At 40.1% G+C, this 18,815-nt stretch carries 14 protein-coding genes; 4 read left to right on the top strand and 10 right to left on the bottom strand.

Annotated elements, in window-relative coordinates:
• Positions 1-237: 237 nt before the first annotated feature.
• The 6 genes from PAEAM_RS01265 to PAEAM_RS01235 all read right to left on the bottom strand — a co-directional run bounded on the left by PAEAM_RS01265 (position 238) and on the right by PAEAM_RS01235 (position 10,277).
• Positions 238-1,293: a hypothetical protein gene (locus PAEAM_RS01265; RefSeq protein WP_100526338.1), complete on the bottom strand. Its 1,056-nt coding sequence runs from the start codon at positions 1,291-1,293 to the stop codon at positions 238-240.
• Between the two features lie 49 nt (positions 1,294-1,342).
• Entirely contained in the window at positions 1,343-2,833 is a 1,491-nt protein-coding gene (locus tag PAEAM_RS01260) for a class I adenylate-forming enzyme family protein (protein WP_279303082.1), read from the bottom strand.
• Positions 2,833-3,048, bottom strand: a complete 216-nt coding sequence (locus PAEAM_RS01255) for a phosphopantetheine-binding protein (RefSeq protein WP_165789797.1) — start codon at positions 3,046-3,048, stop codon at positions 2,833-2,835. Before PAEAM_RS01255 ends, PAEAM_RS01260 begins: the two co-directional genes overlap by 1 nt.
• A 1,272-nt stretch (positions 3,049-4,320) precedes the next feature.
• Positions 4,321-4,611, bottom strand: coding sequence for a hypothetical protein (locus PAEAM_RS01245; RefSeq protein WP_100526335.1), 291 nt, complete (start codon positions 4,609-4,611; stop codon positions 4,321-4,323).
• A 297-nt stretch (positions 4,612-4,908) separates the two neighbouring features.
• Positions 4,909-5,547: a hypothetical protein gene (locus tag PAEAM_RS01240; protein ID WP_100526334.1), complete on the bottom strand. Its 639-nt coding sequence runs from the start codon at positions 5,545-5,547 to the stop codon at positions 4,909-4,911.
• A 272-nt stretch (positions 5,548-5,819) separates the two neighbouring features.
• Positions 5,820-10,277, bottom strand: coding sequence for an NACHT domain-containing protein (locus PAEAM_RS01235; protein WP_100526333.1), 4,458 nt, complete (start codon positions 10,275-10,277; stop codon positions 5,820-5,822).
• 1,079 nt (positions 10,278-11,356) lie between these two features.
• On the opposite strand from PAEAM_RS01235, the gene PAEAM_RS32655 reads away from it, so the two are divergent.
• Positions 11,357-11,695: a recombinase zinc beta ribbon domain-containing protein gene (locus PAEAM_RS32655; RefSeq protein WP_100526331.1), complete on the top strand. Its 339-nt coding sequence runs from the start codon at positions 11,357-11,359 to the stop codon at positions 11,693-11,695.
• Positions 11,696-11,753: 58 nt separating this feature from the next.
• A complete protein-coding gene (locus tag PAEAM_RS32160; protein ID WP_243391228.1) occupies positions 11,754-12,128 on the top strand; it encodes a hypothetical protein in 375 nt (124 codons plus the stop codon).
• 3 nt (positions 12,129-12,131) lie between these two features.
• On the opposite strand, the gene rlmD is transcribed toward PAEAM_RS32160, so the two are convergent.
• Positions 12,132-13,853, bottom strand: a complete 1,722-nt coding sequence (rlmD, locus tag PAEAM_RS01215; protein WP_100526330.1) for a 23S rRNA (uracil(1939)-C(5))-methyltransferase RlmD — start codon at positions 13,851-13,853, stop codon at positions 12,132-12,134.
• Between the two features lie 546 nt (positions 13,854-14,399).
• Positions 14,400-15,281, bottom strand: coding sequence for a diacylglycerol kinase (locus PAEAM_RS01210; protein WP_017690659.1), 882 nt, complete (start codon positions 15,279-15,281; stop codon positions 14,400-14,402).
• A gap of 525 nt (positions 15,282-15,806) precedes the next feature.
• Here PAEAM_RS01210 and PAEAM_RS01205 point away from each other — a divergent pair.
• Complete coding sequence (locus PAEAM_RS01205) at positions 15,807-16,523, top strand: NPP1 family protein (RefSeq protein WP_036606046.1); 717 nt, start codon at positions 15,807-15,809, stop codon at positions 16,521-16,523.
• A 95-nt stretch (positions 16,524-16,618) separates the two neighbouring features.
• On the opposite strand, the gene PAEAM_RS01200 is transcribed toward PAEAM_RS01205, so the two are convergent.
• Entirely contained in the window at positions 16,619-17,035 is a 417-nt protein-coding gene (locus PAEAM_RS01200; RefSeq protein WP_036606047.1) for a DUF4395 domain-containing protein, read from the bottom strand.
• A 71-nt stretch (positions 17,036-17,106) separates the two neighbouring features.
• Positions 17,107-18,033 carry a ketopantoate reductase family protein gene (locus PAEAM_RS01195; protein WP_100526329.1) on the bottom strand — a complete coding sequence of 309 codons (927 nt, stop codon included), beginning with the start codon at positions 18,031-18,033 and terminating at the stop codon, positions 17,107-17,109.
• A gap of 168 nt (positions 18,034-18,201) precedes the next feature.
• On the opposite strand from PAEAM_RS01195, the gene PAEAM_RS01190 reads away from it, so the two are divergent.
• Positions 18,202-18,771 (top strand): TetR/AcrR family transcriptional regulator, encoded by a 570-nt coding sequence (locus PAEAM_RS01190; protein ID WP_100526328.1) that lies wholly within the window; start codon positions 18,202-18,204, stop codon positions 18,769-18,771.
• The last annotated feature ends 44 nt before the right edge of the window (positions 18,772-18,815 follow it).

The raw sequence follows: 18,815 nt of genomic DNA, 5'->3' as shown, positions 1-18,815 counted from the left end.
AAAGCGCTTGAAGCAATGCGGATCGTTGAAAGACTAGAAGGCAATAGGCTGTCAGCAAACGGAATCTTTAATACAAGAGCAACGGTTTGGCTTACTCAACACGCTGTCTCCCAACGATTATAATCCCGGCATCACTCCTTCCATAAATATGCCCGGATCACCACGGGCTTCGCGCTAAAGCTTCTATTCGGGTGCAAGAAGAGATATCCACAACTGACATCATCTGCTCCCTCAACATTACTGAATAACTACCTTCTTCAGCCATCGTTCAAGGAATATGGATTCTTCATTTTCTATATTCGTAATCAGCGTTTGTAAACTTTCGGAAATACTCGTATCCTTTGTCAAATTATATTTAATCGCTAGATTCACAAGGATCTTTGCCTGAAGTTCAATAGCTGTGAATTCATCTATATGCTCTTGATTTAATTCAATTAAATGCTGATTATCGTACAAGTACTTGAATCTTAGCGTCATTATCTTCTTATGATCATAAAGTAAATGAAAGGGTCTTATATCAAACATAACCTTATGTTCCAATGTCTCTTTCGCATAATTTAATAGAGTTGTGTATATTTGCATGCCGAAGTCAAGATTATCCCTGTCGCCCCCATAGTTGAACATCTCCCAATACTCCGGTGTTTGCTTAGTGAAATAATTTCTTATCGAATTCACTAGGGTATCTGCACTGAATTTATCCTGATATTGATCATTGAATCTATACAGATAAACCATTTCTCTAAGATAATCATGATTCGTTGTTAGATGATTCGTGTCGAACGCAAGATTGAAATCAGTAAATGATATCTCAGCCTGACTATACACGCCGTTCTTAAAGAAATCGGAAACATACAATATCTTTCTATCCAAATCATAACCGTAAACAAATATGTCATGATGCAATTGAAGTTTATTGTAGCGATCGCTTAGGGGCACGTAGAAATAATTGATCATGGTGTGGACATAGTTATTAGCATTAATATTTTCTATAATAAAATGAATAACAGAGTCCCATTTAGTTGTTACAGTATCTCTATGTATCTTTTGAGTAGTAATCCATTTGCACGCATCCGAAGGCCGCAGCTCATAAGTCAGAGGGAAATAAAAATCTCCCCAATGATGTTTATAATCTTTGTTAATAAATAATTGAATATAATTGCTAAATATCCATGGATGTGCGCACTCGTAATGGGTAAGTATGGACAAGAGATGAGCATGTTGCGTATAGGTTGTAATCATCGGATAACTGACCGGCAGTATTTCTCTTCCCAATGTTTGAGTTGAATTCTTCAACCTTTCGTTCACCCCTCGTTATTTGGTTAAATGGCTTAAGGATGCCGAATCAGTATATCTCATTTAGCAATAAGCGCTTCGTACTTGCCCTGTCCAGTTTTCCTGTTTTTGTTTTTGGAATGTTATCGATAATCCTCCATTGTCTAGGCACTTTATACGATGATAAATGCAAGTTGCAATGTCGCGTCAGTGCATCTATATCAATCAGGCATTCATTAAAAACTTTCAGAAATGCGATAGGCACTTCGCCTAACAGATCATCGTGTACACCAACAACCATGACCTCCTCCACTTCTTTCAAGCCGTACAAAAATTCCTCGATTTCTTCCGGATAGATATTGATACCGCCGGATATAATGATATTCTTCTTTCGGCCTGTGAGTATAAGACACCCTGATTCATTCCAATATCCCAAATCTCCTGTCTTTAACCAACCCTCAACAATGGTAGCGTTCGTTAACTCCGGGTTTTTGTAATAACCGAGCATCACATTCGGGCCCTTGACCCAAATTTCTCCGATAGCAGCTCCTTCTACCTCATTCTCTTCTTCGTCAACAAGACGAATAGAAACGTCATTTATGGGTGATCCACAGGATAAGTAGCGCTCTCCCCGTTCCATCATGCTTACCCGCGGAGAAGCTTCGGTCAATCCATAGGTTTGAATAATGTCCGCATGAGGAAATACAGTCTGAAGATGGTCTACTAATTTCGCAGGAGTCGCCGCACCGCTAATTACAATAAATTCAATGGAATCAAAGGCACTCCAGTTCTTTGTCTGATGGAAATCGGAAACAAAGTGCATCAATTGCGTAGGCACCGCTGAGAATGCCGTGACCGCCTTATTCTGAAACAGTTTAAACGCGGTGCGCGGCAGAAAGGGCAAGCTGATAAGTTTAATTCGGGTTCCATATAACATACAAGAAATCAATTGCGTGACAATCGTAGAACTGAAATGAACGGGCATCGTTACAAGAAACGAATCTTGTTCTGTATACCCCACCTTTCCGCCATGTGCCAACGCATTCGTTAATACATTCCAATGGGATAACATAACGATTTTAGATTTTCCGGTTGTGCCCGATGTAGGAAGGAGAATCGCACATTGATTGGGATCGGACTGATTGGTTAACGAGATCGATTCGAACGAAGGCATTGGTTCTTGCGATAAATCCTGAGCGGTAACCCAAGGTATGTCGCAATTTAAATGCGCTGGCTGTGCAGATTTGCTGATAACCAATTTGGCGTCACTGGCAATTAAAATATTTTCAATTTCAGTATTGGACGCCGAATAAGGAACCGGTACTAACACATAACCGCAGAATTGAATGCCCAGCGCCGCAAAAATGAACAAGGGTTCATTATTTGTGTATAATGCAAGATGGCTTCCGGACTCAAGCTCAAAATTCTTGTGGATATATAGAGCAATCAAGTAAGCTTCTTTCATCACCTCTGCGTAAGTCCATTGCTGCTTTAGATCTTCAAGGATAATATGATCTTGGCGATCAGAGGCCTCCAGAAATAGACGCTGAATGATAGTCATCATAGCGTTTTCACAGTCAAATAATTAAGGATTAATCCAGCCGTGGAGAACTTCTCAAATAACAGATCTTCATCAGGGATCGAGATGTTAAACTTCGATTCCATTAAAACAATAAGCTTGATGAAGCCTACTGAATCGATCCCTTGGTCCAACAAACGGGTATCGCGGCCTTCCGTATACTCGATGTCCAGCTCAGCAAAAATTTCATCTCTCAAGATAGATTCTATTGATTTAGACATCATATTCCCCCGTTAGATAATCTTTAGAAAGGCTGATTAAAGAGGATAGTATACGTGATGAGCAAGTGAAAGTGATTTTGAAGAAGAATAAGTTCATAAATATAGACAAGGTGAATTTGCACTGAAAGAGTTGTTTGCAGAGATGCTGCAATTCATGTTGGAGGTGGAATATGACACGGTGCAGGACATAAAAAGCTTGACGCGAAGAGTACAACGACGGAAATACTTGAGGGTTCCCTCGTCAACATCGCAAAGCCTAAAAAAAAGCATTTTCCCAAGCAATGAAGCGTTGCTGAAAATGCTCTACAAAACTACGATGAATGTCACTCGTAAATGGACAGAGTGTATATAAAACTGGGAGTAAGTCCCCAATCAACTCTCCATTTTCTTCCTCGACGGGATCGAACTATACTGCGTAAAGTTTTTCTTGGTAGCGTTTACACTAGTAGATTTACAGTACCAAGCGCCCGATATATTTAATATAATTACAAATATACCAATTGTCAACAGTTTTGAAAAAGCCCGTTGATGCCAAGGAGATGTTCAACGCATGCTGTTGGGCTGTCAAGAACGAACGTCAATCATTTAAGGAGAACGGCTCGACTTCAAACTGGAATCGCTCATGAACACACGGTGTGTATCAAACCAGTAATCACTTCATAATTACAGGTACAAAAAAAGACACGGAAGAACAACTCCGTGCCTATATCAAGCAATTATTTGAACTTCAAATTGAAGGTCAACAAGTCTTTAAGCAGTTATTAAAGACGGTTCAATCAAAGCAATACATTACATATTTCACTTCCTCAATCCATAAGGCAGTTTGGAACAACACCCCTTCAATTTAACAAAACTACCGACTCCACATGTGTTGTGTGTTGGTCACTAGAAAAGAAAAAAGCCTCTTACTACCGATAGGATAAATGTTCCGCTAAGTATGTCGGTAGAAACCATTCTCGGCACAATTCTTCATAACTTCTCGAGAGTAACCAAACCACCCCAAAGTGATATAACTATATGGTAATGTACGCAATGATCTGTATCAAACTCAAACAGCACTTTCCCCTTTGTATATAGCTTCAAACCACAATGACCATAAGGAAAAGCTACGTTAGAGTCGATATGGTATTCATAACAATCATTATCAACTGCGTTCTTATTCCTCTCTCTTCTGAAAGACAACGTATTTCCTTATCTATCCTTAAAAAAATTATAATCTCCTTTTACAGACATGTCATAGGAAGAAACTTAAATTTCCCCTGCTATAACCTCGTTAAAACTTAGGCTGCCAAACCCTTGAATTTGAACAGGAATATATTCACTTCTTTCAACAATTCCAATTAGACGAGTATCCTTTTCATGACCAAGATACTTATTCCAATTGAATTTGGGCATAAGACTCGCAACCCAAACCATAATTTCCAAATACTCTGGGAGTTTGGTTGGTATCTCAAAGAACAACGTCTTTCCATCATAAAAGTCAACTGTATCGTAGTAGTCATCAAATTCACTCTGAGTTATATCAACCAGGATTTTCATTTCTTCATCCCAAATGATTACACTTCCCTAATGAACCATCTTACTTAGCCTGTTACATTTGTACCATATGTTAGGATTATTGTATCGTTTCAAATATTCCATCTAGTAGCCGATTAGATGTGTACCGCCCAAAATTCAGATACTTATAGTTTAATGGATATAAACCTTCCCCGCTATGCGTGCGTATATTACTCCCACTTCTAAAAACAGATACAAAAATGCCCTCTCAATTAGGAGAGGGCATTCCCAAATTAGTTTCTCATTCTTTGACAAGTACTTAGAAATAAATGTTTTGACTCAGATTTTATTTACATCTATGGTCATATTTAAATATTTACTCACAATTTTATAATCTCTTTGTTTTAGATAATTTTCCACGCTATGTATCTCCTCATCAATATATTTATCAGTTTTAACCAATGCAATATTGCACAAGGACTGCAATATCATTATAGTCTCGTCATAATCAAATTTCCCCTGCATTTCAGGATATGCAATTCCTGCTATACATTTCTCATTTTCATTTAAGACCATACCTAGTTTCGCATTAAGAAAGTCATGTTCATCATGCGCTATACATTTGTCTCGTATTCTCTTTAATTTGTTATAGCATTCTATTGGTTCGCCTGGTATTTCTTTGTATACTTTGTTTAGTGAAAGCTGAGACCTACCTCGACCGGAATTATTAAAGCATTTTATATATAAGATTAAAGCAATTCTAAACATTCCTTCTTTAATAGTAATATCATCTGTCTGAAGTGATATTTGTAAATATTTCATAGCATTTAGCAAATCTATTTTTATCAAACCATACGAATAAAGCCTTTCAAACCTTTTCTCTCTTGGAACTTCAACATATTTCGTTACAAACGGGAGTCCCGTAATAAACATTTTTCTTGTTTCTTTGTCAAAACTATATTGATAACGGTATAACAAGCAAAATCCCCTCCATTTCTTGCTATTAAATTAGACCTCGGTGGTGAGTATTCCTGCTTCCTTACGAAGGCAAAAAAAATACCCTCTCATTAAAGAGAAGGCAAAGCCCACATTAACTTCTCATTCGTTATTTCCGTTCCAAACTAATAGTGAACAACACTCCACATGTGTTGAGTAGCAGTGTGAACAAACGTATATGATGTGCCCTCACCCAGCGGTTAAAAAGAAGCCCCTATAAAATTACAGGGCTTCTTTTTACTTTTTATTAGTGGCTACTTTTTGATACTTTCTAAATGTTTTATTACCTCGCCAATATCACGCCCACTTTGGAGAGTAACATAGTAGCGTGCCTCCATATCTTCAATAAAGGAATACAGGAAGTTAACGTACTTTAAGTGCTTATTACTTTTTACAAACCTCTCAACTTCTAATTTTACATGATTGTAGTTATCTGATGACTGAAGAGCGATATTTACTAAGGCGTTACGAACCTCGGTATCAGTTCGTTCAAATTGGTCCTGCTTAAAACCCTCTAAATAGGTTAGCTCTAATAATTCTATTACATATGGAAGTGCATCTATACTATTTAGAGTTTGTAATGGCATCAATATATTGATCACTTCTTGTTCTTTTACTTTCTGTCTGACCCAGCTCACATAAAATTTCAAAGCCTCAATGTCTTGTAATTTAATAAGATACTTAGTTGCTTCTAATATATCTTTTTCGATGGTTTCATCTTGAAGTAAAGTATTAAGTTGATCGTAACAATGATCTTGATAGCCGCCCTCAAAAAGACTTTTAATTACCTCATACTTAAAGGACCCATCAATATCTTTAATTTTAGAAATAATAATATTAAGTTCCTTTGCTAATTTAAGATACGTGTGTAAGGCCGCTCTTCTGACCGCCTCACTTTTAGAGCCATCCATAATTAGACTTAACGAAATAGGCAGAACCTCTTGAATATCATGTCGCATACAGAAATGAATATGATTTATTAGTACTTCATCGATGTTTATTGATTCAGTTAGATTTCTCCAAATTCTTTCTGACATTGAATCTAAGTCGAGATGCTCTTCAAGGTACTCAATCCCTAGCATTTCACTTCCCTCTATCCAGTCAAAGGAAATCATGTCTAATAGTATTTTCTTTGGAAAAGTGAGGTTTAACTTTCGGAGAAAGAACCACAAAATTATGCATGTTGTATTCCCACTAGTGCTACCATTAGGATTTTTCGTAAGTGCCCCTTTGAACTCGGCATTCTCAACGTTTCTTTCACACCAACTCTTAATCAACTCTCTTTGTTTTTCTGAAATTTCGATTTCTTTAGATGAGGACATTATTTTATGCACTTCAATAATCCAATATGAATCCCAATCCATTGTTCCGACAATGTGGAGAACTCTATCCAATGTCAGGGAATCACTCCCAGCGAGTTGATACAGAAAACGAACAACAATATCTGAATAACTTAATCCTTTTTCTTGCAATTGCATTTTTTCCTTAATCAATTCATCTTTAGTCATAGCCTGCTTTTCAACATATAATAGCCTAATTTGTTCAGCAAAGGCTTCTTTATTAAAAAGTAAATTGAAATCCTGGATTGAACGAAGTTTTCGTTCCTTTTCGAAATCCCTTCTTGGCTGTATCAGAAATTTATTTTCGGATACTCCATTTATACGTTTATTAAATATGTCTTTTATCTCCCAATTTATAGCCCATTGCAAACTCCAAATATTTTCGTCAGTCAATTCCCCTTTTTGGTATTTATCAATGATACTTTCAAGATGTTCCTCTTTAATTAATAAACCAAGTGCATCCCAATTGTATCTATCCTCAATTTTTTCATAAGAAAGAGAATCTATTGCCTTTTGTCTTGTTTTAGTCTTATCAAAAAATAATACAAACTTAGCTGCTTCATTTTGCCAATAATATTTATTTAGATTCTTATATAATTCGAAACAGGCTAAATAAATATTTGAATCAAATTCAAAGGCTTTGGCTGCATTGTTGGCAATAACTTCGACTAGGTCATTCCAAAAATGGTGATCCTGGTTTTCCATATTCTCATTGAAGAACTGAATTATCTTTTGTATACCTTCGGTTGAGCTAACTTTATCCAGCCCTGCCTCTAGTTCTATTTTCTCATTTATTAATCGAGATTCACTATCACTGATGTTAATTCCCACATATTTGATTCCTTCGAGAAAAACATCTACGTAACGATCCACAGCATTACTATTTGCTAAGAATGTGTATAAATTAGTTCGAAGCGAATCATCAGTAGATTGACGTATAGAATTTACAACTGCCTCAACTACTTGATCCGCTTGAAAATGCAGATAGGTTAAAGTAGCTAATGCCGTGCTTCTAATTATTACTTGTTGATTCTCATCCATCAGTATCTCGAGTAGAATACTGCATACTTCGCTTCTTTTAGGAATAGACACTTTCATAAAACTAATTAATTTTAATGCATTCACACGGGTTGTATAGTTCTGGTCAGTTTTAATTTCATTAATTAAAAAATCGATTGTTTCGATAGATTGACCAAAGCGCGCCAGTGAACTCAAGTCAAATTTATCGCGGTTAATCCAGATCTGTTTTTCTTTATAAATGTTAAATACTTGTTTAAACAATTTAATACGCAGTGCTTCTTCCACATGTTCAGTTTCAAAGTATACTATCATTTCAGGATCGTTGTAGTGCAGCCACTCTAATAATTGAGTGAATCTTTCGTCACGAAAGTCTATTATATTGACCAAAAATGATAAAGTATTAACCCAACTGGGTATTACCTTGTTGAATTCAGGTGGAAATGCAAGAAATGTTTTTATAGTATCCAAATCTTGTCTTGCTAAAATTTTTGCGGCAAGATACTCCTGAAAATTATTATGTTCAAATTGCCATTTGACTCCATTAGAATCCACCTGTTTTTTCCAAACAGAGCAATGTGATAGAATCTCTCTAATATCCTTATTATTAACCAATACGCATAATTCTTCCTCTGATACATAGTTTCTGCCCAGATCCTCCATGCCTAAAGCTAATGATTCAAGGGCCTCTATAAGTGTTTTTCGTTCTTCGTGTAGCTCAAATGTGTTCCTAAAGTGTTCCACATCGTTATTTATACCTTGAGAAAGTAATTCCTCGTACAATTGAGACTTATTGCTGGGAAGCACTCCATCTTTAATATACATTCTAACCATACGTATTAAATAGAATGGTATGCGTATAAGTTCTCGAAGCTTATTCTCAAGAATAACATCTTTGAAATCTATTGATTTTGCTCCCAATTTAGATTCGATATATAAGTCAATGTCGTTTTGATCCAAGTCATATAATACATATGATTTAAACCCTTGTAAGGTTCCTGAAAAATCACCATTCTCTGACTGATAGAAATTTTTCCGACATGAGATTAGGATATTTATCATAGGGTGCTGATCAATAAATAATTCTATAAAACGAATTGCATCCTTTTTATATTTGCTTTCAATCTCATCTAAACCATCTAAAATTAATAAGAGTTGATCCTCAGAAACATTTCTCCAATCACTCCAAAACTCATTTAACAATTCGGTCAAACTGCGAGGAGTGTATTTATTTAAATTTATCACTACAGGATAGTAACCATATGGATTGTTGGATAGCATCGATGCAAGAAACTTTAATTCGGTTGATTTTCCCGTTCCAGCCCCTCCAAGCAAGGTAATCAGTTTATTTTCTTTTATTACTTCTAAGAGTCCATGTAGTTCCTCAGGTGATATTAACCAAGAAACAGAATTAGATTTCTCAAGCTTTATTACCCTTCGGGGAATATAATCATCTAACGGGGCATAGAAAAGCGGCAGGATAATCTGTTCAGTACTTTCTATAGATCTCTGTCCTGATGTATCTATTTCCTTCAGAGTTTTTGGTGACGAAAATTGTTTACTTGCAGCAAGAAAAAATTGTGTTAATAAACGATATACAGTGCTATTATGATCTATCTTGCATATACTCCTATGGTCCTCTTCAACCGAATCCACATCCGAAATATATGGAGCATGGGATGAAGCAACTCCTACAGCCCAATCAGATTTTCCGTAAATTACTTTTTGTCTAATATGATTAAGAGACGAGACATATCGTAGCCATTTTACACTTAACTCATGGAGTTCTCTGCTATACACTTTTAATGAACGTACCTGAACAGAAATTAATTGATCTCCAATTAAGGGAGGGATAAAAGCATACGCTTTAGAAGCTACTGTAGCAATGTTCGATCCACCAAACGGTACCGCCAAATAAATGATGCCACTATTAAGGTTTAGAAATTCATAATTCCCTCTTTCTACCTGCTCAACCAACATACTTTGAACAATAACTCCACCCATACTATGGGTAACGAAATAAATCTCTTTATGATGTACTCTAGCTTTTATTTCAGTAAACAATAAATCTGAGATATCTTTAATATGATGGCCCTTTAATAGGAAGTTCGTTTTATAACCAAATGAGTATATATCATATTCATTAAAGGAATCATCTTTTTTCATAAGAAGAGGCAACGGATCACAATTTTTTTTGGTCCATGTTTGAAAAGGATGCCCTCCAAGCCCATGGACAAAGATAATTGCAGATTTATTCGTGCTTTCTCGAATTTCATGCAAGCCTTCTTTTTTACTTAAATCACTATTTCGGGAATCATTCTTTTTTTGAGCCTTACCAATTCTCCATTTCTTCAAAATCTTCCCCCGCCTATGTTTTCTTTGAATACATGTCATTACCAACCAATGAAGAGTATCGTCCACTTACTGTGATCAATATTGATTCCAACCATTACTATAATTATATTTGATTCTCCATTAACAAACTAGTATCTGACTTATAAGCGATCACACTCTATATACTTTATGTGAGATTATCGTGTAAACAGGTCTATATAACGTACGAATATTCCGTTTTGTTACACACTGGTACATCATGCTTTTTCCATTTCCATGCGCACCATGCACCAATTCTGATCCTCTAGAGAGAAAGCAAGACTAAGGAATTTCAGCTTTCTGGGACACTCAACAATAAAAAAGCCACTTCCATTTATTCAATGGCAAGCGGCTCATATTATTTCGTTGAGATTTAATGGGGACAATTCCTTATCTGAATATTTAGGAGCTATTCCTAGTCTTACCATTTCATTCATATGCCTATCATAGGTAGTTTTAGACGGTTGATTTATACTTTGATCACCGAATAACATTTTGTATTCTATAAACCCCAGAAGCTGCCACGCCTTACTCTCTCCTATTCACTAATGAGTCGAGTCGCAACTTCTTTACGATTACAGATAAGTGATTATCTATTCCCAATCAATGCAAGCGCTTGAATATCATATCTTTAGCTACAGACTCCTTAATGAGTTCCCCCGCCCATCGGTTTTGGGAATACCTTACTAAGTTCTTATCAGTGATATTTGCTTCGAATCGAAGTATTCCAAGCGACTGCTCAATGACTTCAGGTGACCCTTTATGAGCTTTAATTTCTTGTTGCTTATCATAGAAGCTCATACGTTTGCTTCTGTTCTGCCATACGACCGTTTCTCGCTGCCATATACACAAGTAGAATATCGGGGAATATATAATCCCTAACCGCCTCGCCTACTTGAAAGATCCAGCACACGTCCATTCGTTGAACCTTCCAATAATACGGTTCATGCTTAGGATAAGCATAGAATTTATTCCTAAGGTAATCATTCAAGCGATGGAAGAAGCGGCAAAATCAATGTCACTGACCGTTCGTACATTATGACCAAATAGAAATTTAGGAATTGATACTTCTACGGTCATTTTTTCTACCACAGGAACGACAAACCATTGTTGCCAATACTCACCCCGCCCTAATAACAAAAGATGAGTTTGAAGAAGTTCAAGCTAAGTTGGCGCAGAAAGGTAAACGAAGAAGCAACGGTCAGGAAAGTTTGTTCGCTCATCTTGCCGTATGTGGGGACTGCGGAACAGGAATGCACTATAAAAATGATAGAAAGGCTTACCAATGTGGAAGATACGGTAAGTATGGGAAGGAGTTTTGTTCCCCTCACTTCATCAAGGCGGATAAATTGTTATCTGATATGTTAATAGTTCTTAAGGAACTAACCGGGTATCAATAAATCCAAATTAATCGAAGTTGCAAAAAAAGAAGCAGGGAAACAAACGGCAACTTACAACGTGGAACTAAAAGATATTGAAAAGCGAATGCATCAATTGACAAAAAAACAAAGCACCTTGTTGGACTTACTAAATGACAATGAACTGACCAGAGATGAATGGAAAGTTCAAAATGAGGTCATACGGAATGGACTCGTACATTTGACCACAAGAAGACAGCAACTGCAATCTTATGCTAGAAAAGAAAAAGACATAGAGAGCCCACTCCATGTCTTTGAAAAACAAGTATCCCAAATAATTCACCTTAACATTAAGGATGAGAAGATATTGAAGCAATTCATTCATAAGCTCATCCACAAAATTGAAGTGTTCGATAGCAATAGCATTAAGATACACTTCAATTTCTTGAATCCAAGTACCGAGATGGGGGCGTAGGAATTAATCCTGCCCCTTCCATTTTAGCATCGCCACCGATTCCACATGCACCGTATGCGGGAACATATCCACCGGCGTTACCTCCACGGTGCGATAGCCGCCATCTTCCAACACACGAAGATCACGTGCCAGCGTACTCGGATTACAACTCACGTAAACCACGCGTTCCGGCTTCATCTCCAGGATGGTATCGAGCAAACGCGGGTCGCAGCCTTTTCGTGGTGGGTCGACAACGATGACGTCAGCTTCGATGCCTTGTTCTTTCCAGCGCGGGATGACGTCCTCAGAGGCACCAACTTCGAACTTGACGTTCTTCATCTCGTTCAACATCGCATTGCTCCGCGCATCCTCGATCGCTTCTGGCACAATCTCAACCCCGTACACCTGATCCGCATGTTGCGCGAGGAAAAGAGAAATCGTTCCGATGCCGCAATAGGCATCAATTACCGTCTCTTTGCCGCTCAGTCCAGCGTACTCTACCGTTTTGCCATACAGTACTTCCGTTTGCACCGGATTCACCTGATAGAACGAACGCGCAGAGATCGCAAACTGCACATCACCGATATAATCATAAATTACATCACGGCCCCACAAGACGCGGGTCTCATCGCCAAAGATGACGTTGGTCTGTTTCTTGTTCACGTTCTGGCAGATGCTTGCCACATGCGGAATCGCTTCACGGATACTGCCAATCCATTCGTCTTTGTACGGAATGTCTCGACCATTCGTGACCAGTACGAGCATCATCTCGCCAGTACGGAATGCCTTCTTCACAACCACATGGCGCAATAAGCCGCGACCTGTCTCTTCGTTGTAGGCGCTAATTCCAAAATGACTGCCGATCTCCTTCACCTTCGCGACCACTTCGTCATTGTGCTCATGCTGAATGAGGCAGCTCTCCATATCGATGATCCGGTGACTTCCTTTAGCATAAAAACCACCTACCAGGCCACCCTCGGCTGCTCCAATTGGTACCTGTGCTTTATTCCGATAGCGCCATGGCTCGTCCATACCTATCGTTGGCAGTACACGAATGCCTTGCTCCGTATCTTCTTCGTTCATGACACCTTCAAGGCGAAGACGAATACGATTACTTCCAATCATCTGTGCTTCATTCGCCTCATCAACTGAAGCGTCATCCTGCACCTTGGATGCCAACGTCTCCGCATCCTCCACCATCACGTTCAATTTGCCAATCCGTTGCAAATTATCAATTACCAACTGGCGTTTCCACGCAAGCTGTCCGGCATAACTCATATGCTGGATCTGGCAGCCGCCGCACTGATCATAGATCGGGCATGGCGCGGACACACGATCCGGGCTTGCTTTCACGATCTCCAGCAGTTTGGCATAGCCATACTGCTTCTTGGTTTTCATCACGCGCACACGCACGGTTTCACCTGGAAGCGCACCCTGCACAAAGAGCGTGTATCCATTCGCACGACCTACACCCTCACCGTCATGGTTCATGCCAATGATGTCGATGACGGTCTCTTCATTTTTGCTAACGGGCAGACCTTCGATTGGTGCAGATTCACGCGTTCTCCCCTTTGGACGAACGGCAGAAAGAGATGCGCCTTGTGGCCGCACCTCTTTTCCTTGCTGACGTGTAGATGGACGAGATGATTGACTTGGCTGACGGGACATTGAAGCGTTCCCTTGCCCCTGAGAGGCAGCCGAATTCCGGCGGTTTTTTCCACGACCGCTGCGGTTCGTATTAGACAACGTACATTCACTTCTTTCTTCTTATATGGTATCACATCAAAAAATAACGTTCCGAATTTCTAATGAACTTCAGAAACGTTATATCATCTTCGGATGGTGTTTTCCGACCTTTTTCGGTCATTTTCTCTAAAATAACGACGCTGTGATTCGTTAGATTCGCAGATTCGGCAATTTCGCCACATTAAGGTTTTCTGAGTTCGTTAGCCGCCAGTCGGCACTCGACCAAACTGTTACATTCAGCACGATGTACCACATCGCAGTACCATCGAACTAGACCAGCACTCTTAACCTTCACTGTTCATTATTCACCGTTCAATGTTCACGTTCACTCAATCACCACAGTATGCCCTGTATCAGCTCAACGCATGGTGACCACATGAGATTATACGCGATCCCACCGTACACAGCAACTGGAAAATACACTTCCATCTCGCCTTACGGCAGAGCTGAATCCAACTCTCCTCACCACTTGTGCGATGCTATACAACAACCACTGCGGCATTAACGCTTTCCGCAAGCGACCACATTCTCCGCCAAGTGCCAAGTTTAACGATACAACATCAGATGATGACGCAAATTCGTAAACGTAGCAGGCAGCGTGCCGCCCAACTCTCCATCGAGGTTCAATTGTACATATCCCGGGGACGTAACTTCCATATGACTCGTCTGGAAATGAACCACTTTCTTGTCGTTCAGATGTTCCCCACGCAGCGCAAGCGTTACGAGGCGGATCATATCAGCCAGATTACATTTGCGGACACCGATCACATCGAACAGACCATCATCAATGGTTGCACCTGGAGCCAACTTCTCGAATCCCCCGACCGAATTGGTATTGGCGATGAGGAATAACATGAATTCATCATGGATTTCTTCCTGACCGTCGGCGCGAATAATCAGCTCCTGTGGAGACAGGCTCGCCATTTTCTCAATACCCTTCATATAATAGGCCAGTTGCCCAATCATCGTTTTCAGACGACTCGGTACTTCATAGGTCAGTTCAGTCAATGATCCGCCACCGGCAATGTTGATAAAATATTTATCATTTGCTTTGCCCAGATCGAGCGGACGAAGTTGCTGGTTAATGACCAGATCCACATAATCCTCCCACTGTCTCGGAATGCCGAGTGCACGTGCAAAATCATTCGTTGTTCCCAAAGGGAACACACCCAGCGGAGGACGATTCTCCCGCTCAGCCATACCATTGATAACTTCATACAACGTGCCATCGCCACCAGCAGCAATAATCATGTCATATCCGCGTTCAATTGCCAGTTCAGCTTCCCGGGTTGCGTCACCTTCACCCGTTGTTGCGTGACATGAAGCTTCAATACCACCTTGATCCAAACGCTGCAAAATATCAGCCAGACGTTTCTTCATTTCTTCCCGGCCTGAGGTCGGATTATATATTAAGCGAGCTTTTTTCATCTCATACGCCACCTATTCCACATTATCCATGAGTCTAAACGACCTCATATTCTTACGTTGCATCAGTCCACAAAAGGGCATATTTTTTACACAATAATGAACTTGCGTTCATTCTGCTCTAATCTTTCGACTTACCTATATCTATGCATCAGGAATTCCGTCTCATTCCAAAGCCTTTAACTCCTATCATATCATCAAATGTAAAGATGTCCTAGCCTGTAATCCATAAGTATATTTTAACATATCCGTACCCACTAATCTGCCTATTACCCAATAAACCTCACGCACCGATCCTGAATCTTCTCCACTACCTTTTATGTAAAATAGTCTCATTAATCAACCATTCTGCCCGCTTGGACAGGAATTAGTCTTCGATTTCGATGATCTTTATATGATTATGACATAGATATGCTACAAATTTACAAATCTTAAGATGAAAAGATAAATAACATAAACCTTTTTCCAATATAGTTTTAGTGAACCCTCAACTTAGCACCACATCATACCCTTGAAGGAGAAGTGTAAATGAAAAAAATCGTGTTAATGCTCCTGGTCTTTCTTATGGCATGTATTCCTTGGGTCACCGTTGTTGAAGCGGCAGAAATCAATCATGATCAGGTTGTCGGATTCCAGGAAGTCTCACCAGTCACCGTAATGCAACAAGCAGCCAAGCGTTTTCAGCCATTTTTGAAGGTCTATCATGGTTGTGTGCCTTTTCCCGCAGTGGATCAACAGGGCAATACCAGCGCTGGCTTGAATACGTCCGGGTCATCGAATGGGAACTGTAGCTCAAATACAGGGCAGATCTACTCCCGCTCCGCATGGCACAATGGGGTGTGGGCTATCATGTATTCGTGGTATTTCCCCAAAGACTCCCCTTCCTCTGGACTCGGCCATCGTCATGATTGGGAAGGAATCGTCGTGTGGGTCGATAATCCGGCAGCTGCCAATTCCAAAATCCTCTCTATCGCATATTCCGGTCACGGCCAGTTTACAAAAGTTACACCGAGCAATAACAATACACAAGGTAACCATCCGTTGATTTCCTATAATAGTACCTGGCCGCTGAACCATGAGCTCGGGGTCACCAACGCTGTTGGGGGAACACAACCATTAATCGGATGGGACGATCTGACTTCTGCCGCACGAAATGCACTCAACACGACAAACTTCGGTAGCGCCAACGTGCCTTTCAACGATAACAATTTTACCAACAATTTAAATAAGGCCTGGTTCAGATAAAAAAAATCCCCTTCAAGTGGCAGCTCACTTGAGGGGGATTTCGTTATGAAGTTATCGTAGTATCCCGGATACCTGTATCACTTTTTCAACCAACCTCAAAATCCGATTTTTCTGCCTGCACGCAGCTGTTTATACCAGAAATAGACGGTGCAGCCTACACAATAACCCAGCAGTGCCGCGCTTGCAGCCGCGAGAAGCATGACGGAGAATACATAACCTGCGCCTACCCAACCAAGCGAGAACGAGATGAGTGCCAAAGACAGGAAGAGCACGGCCAGAATATTGTTGAATCGCTGTAGCTCCACCGCCTGCGCCTCTGTACCTTTACCAGTCAGCACGACTTTGCCAATCTGTACGAACAGATTAAATTTGCCACCGGAAGCCAGCCCCACCACCTGAATGATCCACAGCAAGCCCAGAACTACAATTGGATTGAACACAAACGAGAGCAAAACAAACAATACAATACCAACCTGATTTGCTTTCACATAGCGCATAGGTACTTCCCGCATCTGTATATCTCCTTATCCCCATTTTATTAGTTGGTTTTATTGTAGTCGGTATTGGGTTAATGAGCAACACTTCATTTAAGGGGAGTAAAATCTCTTTTCAGCACATCCCAATGGGGAGTCGGGGTGCCTGTTGTCTTTTTCCAATCCGTGAATGCGTCACTTAACGCTTCGATTTCACCAAAAGCACCAGCTAAGAGTTTATGCATCGGAAGAAGACTATAGATTTTTAATAATAGATACAACGTGCGTTTATGTTTACGAATCAATCTGCCCTGAATCTCGGGTGTAACCGATATGCCCATTGCCTCCAGTACGCTAATACCCTCATCCATCGCCTCAATCATATGTTGGATTTGCTTTCTATTCCCGTCCAACTTGATCAACTCACGCTCCTCATTAAAGCTCACCGCATTAAGCATCAGAATGGGGATGATATGGCTTTTCAGCCAGGCATCAATATCGCTCAGAACATTTAACTTGTATTTCACATGTTGGAAAGCTTGATCCAGCAAAGGTTTAAAGCCTATTTCACCGTCCAGACTTCCAATTACCATTTGTCCGCTGCCTCCACCGACCGATAACATGCGGTCCTTTTCCCGCTTCCCTGCACTCACATGGAATCCAAACGCGACCTGTTTTGCTACCCTGCTGTTTTCCTCCAAAAAGTTTTGCATGCTTCGTGCATCTGCGTTGTTTCCCACAATCACAATATTGCTGCTCTGATTGTCTGCCAGGATAGGTAACACTGAAGGAAAATCGTTATATTTCATGACAACAAAAATCAGATCATATTGGTCATCCACTTCCAACGTTCTGGCTACCCGAACCTGATCAACTGTCGTTTTGAATTGAAAAATATGCCGGATGACGATTCCATCCTTCTCCAGCTCCTCTGCCCGCTTCCCTCTAGCCAGAATAGTAACATCATTCCCGCCACGTACCAGAACTTGTGCCAGTTGACTGCCCAAAACACCTGCACCATACACTAATATTTTCATTGGTTATCCCTCTATTTCATATTTTATCAATATTCGTTGCTTTATGAACATTTGTTGATAAAATAAGATTAACAAAGCACCTACTGTGCTTCAATCGTTAAAATATCTGTTTTTGTTGAATAATCAACGAATGATTCCTTATTGTTGAAAACCATCATAGGAGGGGCCATGGACAGACGAGTACTCAAGACACGAAAGGCGATAATTGAAGCTTTTGTGGGGTTACTGGAGGAACAGGAATTCGAGCAAATTACGATAAACGATATTGCAGATCGGGCTAATGTAAACCGAGGAACCATCTATTTGCATTACGCTGACAAGTTCGACCTGTTGGATCAATGCATTGAGACCTATTTGCAGCGGTTGTTGGATGCCTGTATGATCGAAAGCCCTACTACAACACCCGTTACGGCCAAGGATGCGCTGCTCCGAACCTTCAGTTATCTGGAACAGCATGCCTCTACCTATACCACACTTCTAACTAAAAAAGGTATTCCAGCGTTCCGTAGTAAGTTGATGACATTGTTGGTCCAGGGAGTGGAGGAACAGATGGATGCCTGTGGCATCCAGGAAGGTATGAAAAAAGAGATCACCATACAGTTTCTTGCTTCCGCTGCTGTGGGCCTCCTGGAGTGGTGGATTATGAACTCCATGCCTTATCCGGCCGAGGAGATCGTTGACCAATTAATAAATTTACTGGAGCTACATCTGCAATTGCACGCACCCATTAATGGATAGCCCAATCTCTTTCAAGTGATCTACAACAAACAAAAACCACGTCC

The organism is Paenibacillus sp. GM1FR, from assembly GCF_002803315.1.
In the GTDB taxonomy this organism is placed as follows: domain Bacteria; phylum Bacillota; class Bacilli; order Paenibacillales; family Paenibacillaceae; genus Paenibacillus; species Paenibacillus amylolyticus.
The sequence above is the reverse complement of the archived record's forward strand: the minus strand, read 5'-3'. Positions and strand labels throughout refer to the sequence as shown.

Coding starts and splice junctions, on each gene's coding strand:
- PAEAM_RS01260 (WP_279303082.1), bottom strand. CDS start 2,833: ATGACTATCATTCAGCGTCTATTTCTGGAGGCCTCTGATCGCCAAGAT.
- PAEAM_RS01205 (WP_036606046.1), top strand. CDS start 15,807: ATGAAAAAAATCGTGTTAATGCTCCTGGTCTTTCTTATGGCATGTATT.
- PAEAM_RS01210 (WP_017690659.1), bottom strand. CDS start 15,281: ATGAAAAAAGCTCGCTTAATATATAATCCGACCTCAGGCCGGGAAGAA.
- PAEAM_RS01245 (WP_100526335.1), bottom strand. CDS start 4,611: ATGAAAATCCTGGTTGATATAACTCAGAGTGAATTTGATGACTACTAC.
- PAEAM_RS01200 (WP_036606047.1), bottom strand. CDS start 17,035: ATGCGGGAAGTACCTATGCGCTATGTGAAAGCAAATCAGGTTGGTATT.
- PAEAM_RS01195 (WP_100526329.1), bottom strand. CDS start 18,033: ATGAAAATATTAGTGTATGGTGCAGGTGTTTTGGGCAGTCAACTGGCA.
- PAEAM_RS01190 (WP_100526328.1), top strand. CDS start 18,202: ATGGACAGACGAGTACTCAAGACACGAAAGGCGATAATTGAAGCTTTT.